The 13,861-nt window shown below is 59.4% G+C and carries 11 protein-coding genes and 1 tRNA gene; 1 reads left to right on the top strand and 11 read right to left on the bottom strand.

What is annotated here, in order from left to right:
• Window positions 1-63: 63 nt before the first annotated feature.
• Genes BM316_RS04015 through BM316_RS03990 form a run of 6 tightly spaced genes read right to left on the bottom strand, consistent with a single transcriptional unit; the run spans window position 64 to window position 5,595 of the window.
• Complete coding sequence (locus tag BM316_RS04015; protein WP_090204266.1) at window positions 64-867, bottom strand: MBL fold metallo-hydrolase; 804 nt, start codon at window positions 865-867, stop codon at window positions 64-66.
• On the bottom strand, window positions 864-1,652 hold the full coding sequence (locus BM316_RS04010) for a TatD family hydrolase (RefSeq protein ID WP_090207502.1): 789 nt from the start codon (window positions 1,650-1,652) through the stop codon (window positions 864-866). The genes BM316_RS04015 and BM316_RS04010 overlap by 4 nt, the downstream gene beginning before the upstream one ends.
• A 10-nt stretch (window positions 1,653-1,662) precedes the next feature.
• A complete protein-coding gene (locus tag BM316_RS04005; RefSeq protein ID WP_090204264.1) occupies window positions 1,663-2,769 on the bottom strand; it encodes a DNA polymerase III subunit delta' in 1,107 nt (368 codons plus the stop codon).
• Window positions 2,766-3,374 (bottom strand): dTMP kinase, encoded by a 609-nt coding sequence (tmk, locus tag BM316_RS04000; RefSeq protein ID WP_090204261.1) that lies wholly within the window; start codon window positions 3,372-3,374, stop codon window positions 2,766-2,768. The genes BM316_RS04005 and tmk overlap by 4 nt, the downstream gene beginning before the upstream one ends.
• Complete coding sequence (locus BM316_RS03995; protein WP_090204259.1) at window positions 3,371-4,558, bottom strand: D-alanyl-D-alanine carboxypeptidase family protein; 1,188 nt, start codon at window positions 4,556-4,558, stop codon at window positions 3,371-3,373. The genes tmk and BM316_RS03995 overlap by 4 nt, the downstream gene beginning before the upstream one ends.
• 20 nt (window positions 4,559-4,578) lie before the next feature.
• Window positions 4,579-5,595, bottom strand: coding sequence for an SPOR domain-containing protein (locus tag BM316_RS03990; RefSeq protein WP_090204256.1), 1,017 nt, complete (start codon window positions 5,593-5,595; stop codon window positions 4,579-4,581).
• Between the two features lie 233 nt (window positions 5,596-5,828).
• On the opposite strand from BM316_RS03990, the gene BM316_RS03985 reads away from it, so the two are divergent.
• Window positions 5,829-5,918, top strand: a tRNA-Ser gene (locus tag BM316_RS03985).
• 211 nt (window positions 5,919-6,129) lie between these two features.
• Here the strand turns inward: BM316_RS03985 and cysG are convergent.
• The 5 genes from cysG to nirB are packed head-to-tail and all read right to left on the bottom strand — an operon-like array spanning window position 6,130 to window position 13,861.
• Window positions 6,130-7,530 carry a siroheme synthase CysG gene (cysG, locus tag BM316_RS03980; protein WP_165606537.1) on the bottom strand — a complete coding sequence of 467 codons (1,401 nt, stop codon included), beginning with the start codon at window positions 7,528-7,530 and terminating at the stop codon, window positions 6,130-6,132.
• Between the two features lie 10 nt (window positions 7,531-7,540).
• Complete coding sequence (locus BM316_RS03975; protein ID WP_090204250.1) at window positions 7,541-8,476, bottom strand: glycosyl transferase family protein; 936 nt, start codon at window positions 8,474-8,476, stop codon at window positions 7,541-7,543.
• Window positions 8,473-11,103 carry a nitrate reductase gene (locus BM316_RS03970; RefSeq protein ID WP_090204247.1) on the bottom strand — a complete coding sequence of 877 codons (2,631 nt, stop codon included), beginning with the start codon at window positions 11,101-11,103 and terminating at the stop codon, window positions 8,473-8,475. Before BM316_RS03970 ends, BM316_RS03975 begins: the two co-directional genes overlap by 4 nt.
• Window positions 11,103-11,432 (bottom strand): nitrite reductase small subunit NirD, encoded by a 330-nt coding sequence (gene nirD / locus BM316_RS03965; protein WP_090204245.1) that lies wholly within the window; start codon window positions 11,430-11,432, stop codon window positions 11,103-11,105. Before nirD ends, BM316_RS03970 begins: the two co-directional genes overlap by 1 nt.
• Window positions 11,429-13,861: a nitrite reductase large subunit NirB gene (nirB, locus tag BM316_RS03960; protein ID WP_090204242.1), complete on the bottom strand. Its 2,433-nt coding sequence runs from the start codon at window positions 13,859-13,861 to the stop codon at window positions 11,429-11,431. The genes nirD and nirB overlap by 4 nt, the downstream gene beginning before the upstream one ends.

The following is a 13,861-nucleotide window of genomic DNA, read 5'->3' as shown; positions in this document are numbered from 1 at the left end:
GCGGTCACAGCATTTGGCGCGACCGACCTGACCCGCACTCGCAGCCTGGTGGCAAAGGATCGGCTACGGTACGGCAACTGTAATCGTCATCCCGTCATAAGCAGGAAGGATGTGATCCGGCGTTTCTGCCGCGACCGTCGCATAGTCGAGATCATTGTGCATATTGGTCAAGACCGCCTGACGCGGCGCCACCCTTTCGATCCACGAAAGCGTTTTTTCCAAATGGGCATGTGTCGGGTGTGGATCGCGGCGCAATGCGTCCACAATCCATGTGTCGAGGTTTTCGACAGCCGGCCATGCCTCGTCAGGAATATCTGAAACATCAGGTAGATAGGCGACGTTGTTTATGCGAAAGCCGAGTGCTTCGATGCGGCCATGTTTAACTTTGAATGGCAGAAACGGGATTTCGCCCCCTGCCCCTTCAATTTTGAATAGCCCATCAATCGGGTTCAGTTCCAGGATCGGCGGATAGGACGATCCTTTCGGCTGCACAAAGGCATAGCCGAACCGACCAAGCAGGTCATTGGTGGTGTCGCCATCGGCGTAGACCTGCAGGCGTTCGCGCTTGTTAAAAACGACCATACGAAGGTCATCGATCCCGTGCACGTGATCGGCGTGGCTATGCGTATAGACAACCGCATCCAGCGTCCCGACATCAGCATCCAGCAGCTGCTGTCGCATATCGGGGGATGTGTCGATCAGCACCCGCGTCTGTCCGGCCGCGCCCGTTCTGGTCACAAGCAAAGAGCATCGTTTACGCACGTTCTTGGGGTTGGACGGGTCACAGGCACCCCACTGCCCCCCAAGACGGGGGACACCACCGGACGAACCGCACCCCAGAATGCGGAATGACAGGGTATCGGTCATCCTGCGGCCTTCCAGAAGAGCCTGTCAAAATTCGCGGTAGTCTGGCGCGCGAATTCCTCATAGCTCAGCCCAAAAACCTCAGCACCGACCTTTGCCGTATGCGCCGTGTAGGCTGGTTCATTGCGTTTGCCGCGAAAGGGCGGCGGTGCAAGATAGGGGCTGTCAGTTTCCACAAGGATACGATCAACTGGTGCGGCTGCGAAAATTTCCCGCAACTCATGGCTTTTGGGAAATGCCGCGATGCCTGACATCGACAGATAAAAACCCAGATCAAGCGCGGTCTTGGCCAGTGCCGCCCCGCTGGAAAAGCAATGCATAACACAAGCATAGCTGCCATTCTTCATTTCATCAGATAAAATCTGCGCCATGTCGTCATCGGCAGCACGTGCATGAATGATCAAAGGCAGCTTGGTTTCCCGCGCAGCAGCGATGTGGACCCGCAGCGAGTCCTGCTGAATGGCGGCGCTGTCAGCGGTGTAATGGTAATCGAGGCCGCTTTCACCGATCCCGACGAATTTGGGATGCTGCGCAAGTGCTACGAGTTCATCAACAGTTGCCAGCGGCTCATCAGCGGCGCTCATCGGGTGCGTTCCGGCAGCGTAGTAGACCGCGTCATAGCGCTCTGCGATGGCCCGCACCTGCGGCTCAAGGCGCAGCTTGGTGCAGATCGTCACCATCCGCGTCACGCCCGCTGCGATGGCGCGCGCGATGACCTCGTCGCGTTCTTCATCGAAATCGGGGAAATCAAGATGGCAATGGCTATCGACGATTGTCGCTTCGGTCATGACGCTGCTTTCAGGCCGCGGCGACACCTTGCGCCGTCTCTTCAATCTTGAAGATCATATCAAGGATCAGGGACGCTGGGTCAAGGTTGACTGCGCGCCCGTGGCGCGAGCGGTCCGTCAGATCCTGCTGTAACTGTGCCCAGGCACGGGCGGCACGGTCGTCAGGGGCGATTTTTGCCAAAAGCCTTGCTTCGCCCGCAGCACCCTGTGCCTGAGGCTCGCCGAGCAGCCCTGCTTTTGCGGCGCGTGACAAGAAGAGGTCAATCAGGTCAAGCGTCATGCCGAAACGTGTCTCACCGGCCTTGCCGACGCAGGCATCTGCAATGCGCAACGCTGCTGGTCGATCAATCCGTGGCAATCTGTCAAAGAGCTTGATCAGTTCGCCGTAAAGCGCCAGCCCGTCATGGTTCAGCAGCCTGATGGCATCTCCGGCGGAGCCGCCAGCCAAAGTGGCGAGGCTTTCGGAATGATCAATATGATGGCCTGCTTGCTCAAGCGCCTTTTGCAGGTCATCTGCTTGCAGCCGCTCGCAACGCAGCTCGCGGCAGCGGGACCTGATCGTGGGCAACAACCGCGATGGCTGGTGCGTCACCAGCAGCATGGTTGTGTTGGCGGGCGGCTCTTCGAGTTCCTTCAGGATCGCATTGGCGGCATTTCTGTTAAGCTCATCTGCCGCATCAACAATGACAACCCGCCGACCGCCGTCGGCCGCCGACATATGAAAGAAGTTCTTCAGGCCCCTGACCGCATCGACTGTGATTTCTGTTTTCAGTTTCTTCGTCTTTTCGTCCCAAGGCCGTCTGATCAGTGACAGGCGTGGATGCGCACCTGCCTGTATCAGTCGCGCGTCGGGGTGATCGCGGTCAACATGCAGGCTTGGCGTGCCGAACAGACCCGCCTCCTGCCCTGATAGAAGGAAAGTGGCGATCTTCCACGCGAGTGTTGCTTTGCCAACACCCTTCGGACCTTTGATCAACCAGCCGGAGTGAAGCCGCCCAGTCGCAAAGGCGTCAAGGAAGGCAGACTGGGCCGCGTCCTGCCCATAAAGTATCTCTGTTTCACGCGGATGCGGCGCGCCCTCGATCCGGTCTGGCTCTGGCAGGGTTTCATCTGTCATGCGTAAGCCGCAATCTCACTCGCGATCTGGTCCTCGGTGCGATTACCGTCAATCAGTACACAGCGCTTGGGATGTGCATGCGCAAGCGCAAGGAACCCGTGCCTGAGTGTTTCCTGAAAGGAGAGACCGAATTCCTCGAACCGGTCCTCGCCCGAGCGCCGCGCCAATCCACGCTTCAACGCCGTTTCGGGGTCCATGTCGATGATGAAGGTCAGGTCCGGCTCACGTGCGATCATCAAGCTGTGCAGCTTATCGACGATCCCGCGCAGATCACCCCGCGTGGCACCTTGATAGACGCGTGTGCTGTCAGCGAAGCGATCAGAAACCACCGTATGTCCTGCCTCTAGCGCAGGCTGGATGGTCTTCTCCAGATGATCACGTCTTGCCGCTGTAAAAAGGAGTATCTCCGTTTCTGCCGACCACCGGTCGGTATCACCTGTCAGCAAGAGCTGTCTGATCTCTTCGGCCCCAGGGCTACCACCGGGTTCACGCGTCAGCACGACCTGACGGCCCTGCCCTTCGAGATATGATGCAAATCTGCGCGCCTGCGTTGACTTGCCAGACCCGTCGATGCCTTCGAATGTGATAAAGCGCCCTTGGCTCATGCGCCTTCTGCGGCTCCAGCATCTGCGCCGTCAACCGGACCGAATTTCTGCCAAAGTACCATCGCGGCCGTCCGCAGACGCGTGCCAAAACCGCCGCGCGCCACATCAGCATCTGCTACCAGCGGAATACGCTTCTCTGGCAATTCGTCAAACCTGACGACCAACTCGCCAAGTTGCTGGCCGGCGGCGATTGGTGCTTCAACCGGTCCGGTGTAGACGACCTCGGCCGAGACCCCGTCCTGATTCAGGACAGGCACAAGCAGGTTCAGGTCTTCGGCGACGGTCAGACCAACAGTTGATGCCGATCCCATCCAGACATCTGCACTGGCAATTTGGGTGCCTGCGGTCGCTACCTGTTGTTCGGCAAACTGCCGGAAGGCCCAGTTGATGATCTTGACTGACTCTTCTGCCCGTTCTTGCGGTGTATCAAGACCGGTGATCACCCAGACAATACGGCGGTCCCCTTGTTTGGCTGAGCCAACCAGGCCATATCCTGCCTCCTGCGTGTGGCCGGTCTTGAGGCCGTCTGCGCCAAGTCCCATCGCCAGCACCGGATTGCGGTTGCGCGAGTTAGATGGAACGCGACCGTCAAAGGCAAACTCCTCTTCTGCGAACAGCGGATAGAAGGTGGGAAAATCGGAGATCAGGCGATCGGCCAGAATGCCAAGGTCTTCCATCGACATGCGATGGCCCAATGCAGGCCAGCCGCTGGAGTTGGCAAAACTGGAATTCATCATCCCCATCTGCCGTGCCCGTTCGGTCATCAACCGCGCGAAGCCTGCTTCGGTCCCGTCGGGTGAAAGCGCCTCGGCCAGAACAACACTGGCATCGTTGCCGGATTGAATGATCACACCTCTGACGAGGTCTTCGACACTGACGCGGTCGGTGGTGTCCAGAAACATGGACGAACCACCAAAGCTCGCCGCATGGGACGAAACGGCAAGTTCCTCATCCAGCAAAAGGCGCCCGTCGGCAATCGCCTCGAAGGCCATATAGATCGTCATCAGCTTGGACATCGACGCAGGTGGCAGCGGTTCTTGTGCGTTCTTCGACAAAAGGACAGTGCCAGTCGTCTGGTCATACACGTATGCGGCGGTCGCGCGGGTCTCGAAAGCCTGCGCCGCAAGTGGCGTTACCGCCAGAAGAAGCGCAAAAACGGCGCGGGAAAGACGGGTGAAACGCATTGGGTGTTCCTTTCGTCAGGTTATTCTGTGTCGTCTTCGATGATGAACGCGTCCACGTATCCCAGATTCTGGATCGTGGTCAGCGCGGCTGCGCTGGCCATTGGCCCAGCGACAAGTCGCCAGACTGTCTGGCCGCCCATGTTCTCTGCCAAGACCTCCGCCGCGATCCCTGATTGCCGGATCTGATCGGCGGCAGCATTGGCATTGCGTTCGTTACTGAACACACCGATCTGAGCCATTGGACCGTCTGCCGGCGCAATTGGCGCAGCAAAGACCGCTGACACGTCAACCGTGTCTTCCGGTTCCGTCGCGGGCGCATCGGCCGCTGCAGCAAGGCTTGCGGCAGCCGCGAAAGTGGCGGCGGCAGTTTCTGTGACCGTCTCAGCGCTTTCCTGCACAACGACAGGTGCTGCTTCAACTGCAGAGGCGGCCGTATCAACAACCACGTCAGCGGCTTCGACAGAAGCTTCTGCCACCGGCGCTGGCGCTAACGGCGCAGCTTCGACGTTTACAGGAGCTTCGAGGCTGGCCAGAACCGGATTGTCTTCTGTCGCCTCGGTCAGGATTTGCACCTCTTCGCGTCTCAAAGCGACGACATAGAGGTCAGTGGGCGCGCCAGCGAGGATACCAAGCGCCTCAGCCGCATCCGACGACACCTGCAAGACCGGCCCGGGGTTCAACCGCTCGCGGCGGAAAAGCGCACCGATGATGACCTCGCCATTTTCGGTATTCCGGATCAGGACGCGTTCTGGTGCATCAACGTCAGGATGCGCCACCCACACACCGCCAAGCGATGGGCGACCATCCCAGAGCGCGCGCGCTGACACCTCAAACAGGTCGGGGCGTTCGACGTCCCGCTCTTCAAGGGTGCGTTGCCCCGGCGCATTTGCAGGCAACGGTGCGGATGTCGCTTCAGCCCCTTGCTGGGCACCCAGTGCGAATTGGCCATTCTCGTCACATGCGGCCAGCGCCCCCAGCCCCGCGACGAGAAACGCCGCACGCCATGCGTGCGATATCTTCAAAGTGGAATTCGACATTGCTAGCCCCTCTTGCTCTGTCCTTGCCTTGACAGGCCTGCTCCGCCTTTGGTGGCGGTTTGATGCACCCCAGACGCTTTGGCTGCCTGAAATTCCCAGCAGCAAAAGCGGTCGCGGAGACGATAACGGCACGCCTTGCGTTTTGAAAGCACCAAGCGCCACCCGGTGGCGGAAATCGCCCAGTTGTGAAGGCGCTTTCCGAATCAGATCGGACGGGCTAACACGCGCATGTCGGAGGAGTGGCAGAGTGGTTGAATGCACCGGTCTTGAAAACCGACGTAGGTGAAAGTCTACCGTGGGTTCGAATCCCACCTCCTCCGCCATATCACTGATTTGGATTGCGAAGCTTCTGCCGACTTGGCCCACAACGGTTGTGTCCCGCTTGAACTTCCTTCAACTCCTCCCATCGGGCTAGGCCATTGCTTTGAGAGTTGCGGCAGGGCTCCACAGTCTACCACTTTCGAAGCATTCGCTCTGGATCGGCTAGGTTAGACCCTAGAATTTCAGTGTCAGTCGCCCCCGCGACCACTCATGTCACGCACAGACCAGAGACCGACGACGGTGCACTTGATCACCGACGACTGTGTCCCTCGGCCATGTTACCAAAATAATTGCGCAGCTTGTGACATCATGCGTATGGAGCGCCTCTGCTAGCTGACCAATCGTCGTCTGGATGTGCCTCTCGGTCTTCTTTGAAACATCCACGCAGACATCAACGCGGCTGTGTGACGGCAACCCCTGTTGCATCATGTCAGCCGCAATCCGCGACGCCTGACCAACCGACATATAAAGTGCTGTCGTTGTGCCAGGACCCGCCAGACGTGTGCATTCAGGACGCGGATGATCCGCACAACCGGTGCCTGTCGCAATAACAAAGGTATCGGCGACACCCCGTTCGGTCAGGCTCCGCCCCAAAAATGCCGCTGCGGCGGAGGCGGCAGTGACACCGGGCACCATTTCCACCGGGATACCTGTGGCCTTTGCCGCTCTGATCTCCTCGGTTGCACGTCCGAAAATAGCGGGATCGCCGGATTTCAGCCGCACAACGCTGCGCCCTTTGCGCGCCTCGGCCACGATCATTTCGCTGATCTTCTCTTGCGGCCATGCATGAGCGCCGACCACCTTACCGACAAAGACACGCTCGGCATCGCGGCGTGCCAGTTCAAGCACTTCGGGATCAACCAGTCGGTCATAGAAAATGACATCGGCCTCTTGGAGCCGCTCGACAGCGCGCAGGGTCATCAGATCGCGCGCGCCCGGACCTGCCCCGACAAGCGCAATATGCCCAATTTCCCGTTCCTTGGGCGCGCCACCATCTGCGATGGCCTCCTTGATCAGTCTTGCGGCCTCACGCTGAGCCCCGCGGGTCCATGTGGCACCTGCCGCACCTTTGAAGACCCAAGCCCAGAAAGCACGCCGCTTGTGACGCGCAATTTTCTGCGTGACGCGCGGGCGCAGGTTTCCCGCGAGCGCCGCCAATCCCCCGAGGTTCTGGGGCAAGAGAGCTTCCAGTTTTGTCTTGATATCCCGCGTCAGGACCGGCGCCGTTCCTTCGCTGCCGATTGCCACGACAATCGGATCGCGATCGACGATGGCCGGCGTCGTCAGATCGCACAGATCAGGCTGATCGACAACATTCACCGGGCAACGCGCCGCCTTGGCAAGCGCATGGGCTGCTGCATCAAAGCCGGGACATCCGGTCCCGACAAAGGCGAATGCGGCATCCTCAAAGACAGCAGACGACAACACTTTCACGTGTTCAGCGCGCCCCGACTGCACCAGTCCTTGCAACTCGTCCTCCAAATCCTGCGCCACCAGAACGAGTTTGGCATCCGTCTTACCGATCAGCCTTGCCTTTTGTGCCGCCTGTTCGCCGCCGCCGACAATAGTCACGCGGCGACCTGAGGTGCGGATGAACATCGGAAAGGCTTTCATGGTCGTCTCCTTACGCTGCTTTGCGAGGGGTGCGTGCACGCCAAAGGCGGTGTGCCGTCTTCGTGGCGTTACGCCATCCAAGGGTTTCGAGCGCCGCGGCCGCTGTGCCGACAATCACACTTTCATCAAAGTCTGTCGGGTCATTCAGATCGTAAGCTGCGCCGTGTTCGGCCAATCGGCGGGTCACGCCAACTGACGCGTTGAAGGTGCCCTCCCAAAGAGCCCCATTTCGCAACCCGAACGCAGCAATGTCCTTTGCCGGATGACGTTCGAATTCACCCCCTCCCCCCTTGATGACCGTCAGATTTTGCCAGCCCAGCAGACTGGCGGCATCGGCCTGCAGCAACCGATAGGAGGGGTGAAACACGCCTTGCACACTGGACGCGGCAGCAGCCGGATTCAGCATCCGGCAGACTGTGTTGATACATGACCTCAGGCCCAGCACATCTCGGAGCCGCAGCAAGGAAAAGAGAGCGGGATGGAAATTTTCGAGCGGCAGATACGCAATGCTGTCGCTGTCGAGAATGGCAGAAGCCTCATCCGGTGTCCGCGCTGTCCTGATACCTGCTTGTGAGAGCGCGTCACGGACCTTCTGATCCGTGCCGTTCCAGCCATGCAAAAGCACGCGGTGGCCAGCATCCGCGACGATCCGGGCTGACAGCAGAAACCACGGCGCTCCACGTGTGCGTCCGGCGGCATAGCTTGGCCAGTCAAGGTCAGCCCCGGGCATCGAAGGCAATGCCGCTTGCGCGGCTTGTGCAAATCCGGCGATTTCTTCCGCAGTTTCGCCTTTCATCCGCAACAGCATCAAGAGCGCACCGAACGCTTCGGGGGCTGCTTCCGGTGTCAGCATGAGGTCCATCGCCGATGCCGCCTCGCCCATCGTCAGAGATCGCGACCGACCGGGCCCGCGTCCGACAATCTGAACGAAAGGAGCAAGGCTCATTCTGCTGCTTCCTTCAGGCGTGTGCGGCTGAGCAAATCGGCGATCTCGGGACGGCACGACCCACAGTTTGTCCCAGCGCCCAGCGCAGCACCGATGTCTTCGACGCTGAGCAAGCCTTCTGTCTCTATTGCGGTGACGATGGTGTTGACGCCAACCGCGAAACACGAACAAAGCGTCGGTCCGGGGTTCGGCACGGAGGCAGGAACGCGACCGGACAGCGGATCAGCGGCAACTGTCCCCGGAAGGGTCGCGAGGTAATCGCGCATGACGGCGATGGGTTGCCGCGCGATATAAAGGGCCGCAACCAGAGCATCGCCTTCGCGCAGAACAACTCGCGCCGCGCCGCCAGCAGCGTCAATAACGCAGGCCGCAGTCGCATTTGGCGCGGCAAAGATACGCCGCGCCTCTGCCTCCCAATCGTCGACACGGTTCCTGCCCGCAAGCTCTGCACGAAACCCCTGTGGGACGCGGGCCTTTGCCCAGTAATCACAATCGAGGGTAATCTCTGCTTTCGAGACCGCAAAACCATACCACGCAGCCTGAAACCGCGTCGCACTCACCGTGCTTGCTTTGCTTTCGGGTTGCCCGGAAATCGGGTCCGTTGCAGGGGCTACCAGTGCATCAATGCGTGCGCAGCGCGCGGTTTCTGCCGTCCAATGGATTGGCGCAAAAAACTGTCCTTGCTGCACGTCTTTGGTGATCCGCGCCCTCAGGATAGCCCGACCATGCGCGTTGCGTAGGCTAACAAGGTCAGATGAGGAGATGCCAAGGGATGCGGCATCCTTTGGATGGATATCGACGAAAGGCTCTGGCAGATGCCCCGACAGCCGGGGCGAAAGTGCGGTCCGCGTCATCGTGTGCCACTGATCCCGCAAGCGTCCGGTGTTGAGGACAAAGGGAGAATCTGGCGTCGGGGAGGTTGCCGGAGGCCTTGAGGTCACCGCGATGATCCGAGCTTTGCCGTCTGCGTGAAAGAAACGACCGTCAGCGAAAAAGCGTCCACCAATTCGGTTTTTCGTAACCGGCCACCGTGTTGGCTGAAGCGCGGCATAGGCTGCATCGGAAATGTCAGCCAATGCAGAAATGTCGTAGTCCCGTCCGAACTGCCCGGCGATGCCAGAGAGCGTGGCGTGTTCGCGGAAAATCTCGGCGGGGTTCGCGTAGTCGAAGGCATCATCGAACCCCATCCGCCGACCAACCTCCGCCAGAATATCCCAGTCATCTCGTGCCAGACCCGGCGCAGGCAAAACGCGCCGCTGCCGGCTGATCGTACGATCGGAATTTGTGACTGTGCCTTCCTTCTCGGCCCAAGCCGTGGCGGGCAACAGCACATCCGCCACGCGTGCGGTATCGGTTTGGGCTGTGATGTCGCTGACAACGGTGAAGGGGCAAGCGGCAATTGCATCACGCACCGCATCAGCATCCGGCATGGAAACGGCTGGATTTGTATGAATGATCCAGAGCGCTTTGATCCGCCCATTGGCAACTGCACTGAACATGTCCACAGCCTTGAGACCGGCAGCAGAAGGCACGGTGTCTGCACCCCAGAACTGACGCACAGCAGCGCGGTGATCGGCGTTCTCCAAATCCAGATGGCAGGCCAACATATTCGCCAGCCCACCAACCTCGCGTCCGCCCATGGCATTCGGCTGCCCGGTGACCGAGAATGGGCCGCATCCGGGCTTACCAATCCGGCCTGCAGCAAGGTGACAGTTGAGGATTGCATTCACCTTGTCGGTGCCTGTTGTCGATTGATTGACGCCCTGACTGTAAATCGTCACCACCTTCGGAGTGTTGATCCAAAGATCGAAGAATGCGCGTAGTTCATGATGAGGCAGACCCGTCGCGGTCAGATCGTCTGCCGTGGCGGAAGCGACTGCTGCCTCCAGCCCGCTGAGGTTGGCGGCATAATCTGCATCAACCGCCCCGCGCGCTGCGATCTGGGTCAGCAATCCGTTGAAGAGCGCCGCATCACTACCGGGCTGCAACGCCAGATGCAGGTCGGCATCGGCGCAGCTTGCGGTCCGACGCGGATCGACCACGACAATCTTCGTGCCTCGCGTTTTTCGCGCCTGGAGAAGCCGCTGATGCAGAACCGGATGGCACCAGGCCAGATTGGACCCGACGAGAACAACCAGATCAGCTTGATCCAGATCTTCATAGGTGCCTGGCACGGTATCACTGCCAAAGGCCCGTTTGTGGCCTGCCACGGATGACGCCATGCAAAGGCGGGAGTTCGTGTCAATATTGGCCGAGCCGATAAAGCCTTTCATCAGCTTGTTGGCGACATAGTAGTCTTCGGTCAGCAATTGCCCGGACACATAGAATGCAACGCTATCGGGCCCATGCTGTGCGATTGCGCTCTTGAACCTTTCCGCCACCAGATCGAGTGCGGTGTCCCAGTCTGTCTCGACGCCGCCTATCTGCGGCGCCAGCAGGCGGTGTTCCAAACCAACTGTCTGGCCGAGTGCGGACCCTTTCGAGCAGAGCCGCCCGAAATTGGCAGGATGGTCCGGATCGCCACGCACGTCCAAACCGCCCTCGCCGCTTGGCCGCAAAAGAACGCCGCACCCGACCCCGCAATAAGGACAGGTGGACTTTGTCTCTGGCAGGCCCGCGCCGTCCATCAGGCGGCACTCCGCGCGGCGATCCCTGCACCGTCGATCAGAATGCGTGAGCCTTCGATCCGCACTGGATAAGTGGCGATCTGGGCATTCTCATCTTTTGCCTGCCCCGTGTTCAGGTCAAAAACCCAGTTGTGGAGCGGGCATGTGACAGACGCACCGTGAACGATGCCCTCAGACAGGGGACCGCCCTTGTGGGGGCAACGGTCTAGGGCGGCAAAGACTTCGTCGTGGTCCGTCCTGAATACCGCGATGCACCCCAGCGCGGTCTTGAGCTTACGCGCACCGCGTAGCGGGATATCGTCGATGTGGCCTATATCAATCCAGCTCATTCGGCAGCCTCCAAGGTGAGATCGGCGAGCGGTTGGTAGCGCCCGGCCTGCTGGGCGTGTTCGGCCCATGGGTCTTTGCGGTAAATGCTTTGCGAAAGTTCAAATGCTGCGATCAGGCGGGCACGTTCGTCCAGATCATCGACGACGCGTTCTTTGACCCAATCAAGCCCGACCTTGGCGACCCATTTGTAGGGCCGGTCGAGGTATTTGGCGTTCTCGCGATAAAGCTGGATGAAGGCGACTGTCAGGTCGATGGCCTCCTGTTCTGTTGCGACATCGGCCAGACGTTCGGTCTCTTTCACATCCATACCTGCCGCACCGGCGACACCGACTTGATAGCCGCTATCGACACAGATGACGCCGACGTCCTTGCAGGTCGCCTCGGCACAGTTGCGCGGGCAGCCCGATACAGCCAGCTTGACCTTATGCGGTGTCCATGACCCCCAGAGCATCTGTTCAAGCTTGATACCCAACCCCGTGCTGTCTTGTGTTCCAAAGCGACAGTGATCGGTCCCAACACAGGTTTTCACAGTGCGCAGACCTTTGGAGTAAGCGTGCCCCGAAACCAGACCTGCCTTGTTCAGATCGGCCCAGATGTAGGGAAGGTCCTCTCCCTTGACGCCCAGCAGGTCGATCCTCTGGCCGCCGGTGACCTTGACGGTCGGCACGTTGTATTTGTCAGCGGCATCCGCAATCGCACGCAATTCGGTCGGGTTCGTGATCCCGCCCCACATGCGCGGGACAACGCTGAACGTGCCATCCTTCTGGATATTGGCGTGCTTGCGTTCATTGACAAAGCGGCTTTGGGGATCGTCCTGATATTCCAACGGCCAATCCGCCAGCAGATAGAAATTCACCGCAGGCCTACAGACGTGACAGCCGTTGCGAGTCTTCCATCCCAGTTCCTGCCAGACGGCCTCCTGACTTTTGAGTTCCTGGCTTTTGATGAGACGGCGCACGTCTTCATGGGTCAGATCACAGCAACCGCAGATGGGTTGTGCGGTTGGCATGACGAAATCATCGCCAAGGCTGACCTGTAGAAGTTGCTCGACCAAACCGGTGCATGTGCCACAAGACGCGCTGGCCTTGGTTGTGGCGCGGATTGCGCCGAGATCGGTTGCGCCGTTTGCGATGGCGTCGGTGATTGTGCTTTTACAAATGCCGTTGCAGCCGCAAATCTCTGCCTCAGGCGGCAATGCTGCAACGGCTGAGAGCGGGTCCGCGTGATCGCCCCCCTGATAGGCCGGACCAAAGATCAGCGTTTCGCGCATCTCTGAGATGTCAGTGCCGTCCTTGATCAACCCGAAGAACCAACTGCCGTCGGCGGTATCACCATACATCACGGCACCGATCAGGCGGTCCTCCTGGATGACAAGGCGCTTGTAGACCCCGCGGGATGGATCGCGGAAAACGATATCCTCGCGGCCCTCGCCGTCAGCGAAGTCGCCCGCGCTGAACAAGTCACACCCGGTTACTTTCAGCTTGGTTGAGAGCGACTTTTGCACAAACCCCGCCTCTTCACCCAAGAGCGTCAGGGCCAGCACCTTTGCCTGATCATAAAGCGGGGCGACAAGACCGAAGATCGCGCCCTGATGTTCGACACATTCGCCAACGGCAAAGATATTGGCGTCGGATGTGCAAAGCTGATCATCGACATGGATGCCCTTCCCCACCGCAAGACCAGCTTCTTGGGCAAGTGCCACATTCGGACGGATACCAACGGCCATAACCAGCAAGTCACAAGGCAGTTCAGTGCCATCCTCCAGCAAAAGGGCTTTGACCTTACCGTTTTCGCCCAGGATCTCTTTCGAGTTTGCCTGCAACCGGATCGTGATACCTTTGGACTCAAGCGACTTTTTCAGCAGATAGCCTGCAGCCTCGTCCAACTGGCGCTCCATCAGGTGGCCCATGATATGCACGACAGTGACATCGGCTCCGCGCGCGGCCATGCCGGCAGCCGCTTCCAGCCCCAAGAGACCGCCGCCGATGACCACAACGCGGCGGCCCTCGCCCATCTGCATCATCCGTTCGGTGTCTTCCAGATCGCGATAGGCAATGACGCCATCAAGATCGTGACCCGGAAGCGGGATCATGAAGGGATTGGAGCCTGTGCCGAAGATTAGTTTGTCGTAAGGCACATGCCCGTTCTCGCCTTCAACAACCTTCATCTGGCGGTCGATGGCGACAACTTTTTCCCCGAACCGACAGGTCACACCGTTTTCGGCGTACCATGCACCATCATGTGTGATGATTTCTTCGTAGGTTTTCTCTCCTGACAGCACTGGCGAGAGCATGATCCGGTTGTAGTTGCCGCGCGGCTCTGCGTTGAACAGGGTGATGTCAAAGGCGTCTGGTGCCGCCTCGATCAGATGTTCGATCACACGGCCAGAGGCCATGCCGGCACCGATGATAACAAGTTTTTGCCTCAT

The organism is Yoonia litorea (assembly GCF_900114675.1).
In the GTDB taxonomy this organism is placed as follows: Bacteria; Pseudomonadota; Alphaproteobacteria; order Rhodobacterales; family Rhodobacteraceae; genus Yoonia; species Yoonia litorea.
The sequence above is the reverse complement of the archived record's forward strand: the minus strand, read 5'-3'. Positions and strand labels throughout refer to the sequence as shown.

What these genes read in the sequence shown, in the direction of transcription:
- BM316_RS04015 (WP_090204266.1), bottom strand. Translation starts at nt 867, where the DNA reads ATGACCGATACCCTGTCATTCCGCATTCTGGGGTGCGGTTCGTCCGGT.
- BM316_RS04010 (WP_090207502.1), bottom strand. Translation starts at nt 1,652, where the DNA reads ATGACCGAAGCGACAATCGTCGATAGCCATTGCCATCTTGATTTCCCC.
- BM316_RS04005 (WP_090204264.1), bottom strand. Translation starts at nt 2,769, where the DNA reads ATGACAGATGAAACCCTGCCAGAGCCAGACCGGATCGAGGGCGCGCCG.
- tmk (WP_090204261.1), bottom strand. Translation starts at nt 3,374, where the DNA reads ATGAGCCAAGGGCGCTTTATCACATTCGAAGGCATCGACGGGTCTGGC.
- BM316_RS03995 (WP_090204259.1), bottom strand. Translation starts at nt 4,558, where the DNA reads ATGCGTTTCACCCGTCTTTCCCGCGCCGTTTTTGCGCTTCTTCTGGCG.
- BM316_RS03990 (WP_090204256.1), bottom strand. Translation starts at nt 5,595, where the DNA reads ATGTCGAATTCCACTTTGAAGATATCGCACGCATGGCGTGCGGCGTTT.
- cysG (WP_165606537.1), bottom strand. Translation starts at nt 7,530, where the DNA reads ATGAAAGCCTTTCCGATGTTCATCCGCACCTCAGGTCGCCGCGTGACT.
- BM316_RS03975 (WP_090204250.1), bottom strand. Translation starts at nt 8,476, where the DNA reads ATGAGCCTTGCTCCTTTCGTTCAGATTGTCGGACGCGGGCCCGGTCGG.
- BM316_RS03970 (WP_090204247.1), bottom strand. Translation starts at nt 11,103, where the DNA reads ATGGACGGCGCGGGCCTGCCAGAGACAAAGTCCACCTGTCCTTATTGC.
- nirD (WP_090204245.1), bottom strand. Translation starts at nt 11,432, where the DNA reads ATGAGCTGGATTGATATAGGCCACATCGACGATATCCCGCTACGCGGT.
- nirB (WP_090204242.1), bottom strand. Translation starts at nt 13,861, where the DNA reads ATGAGGCAAAAACTTGTTATCATCGGTGCCGGCATGGCCTCTGGCCGT.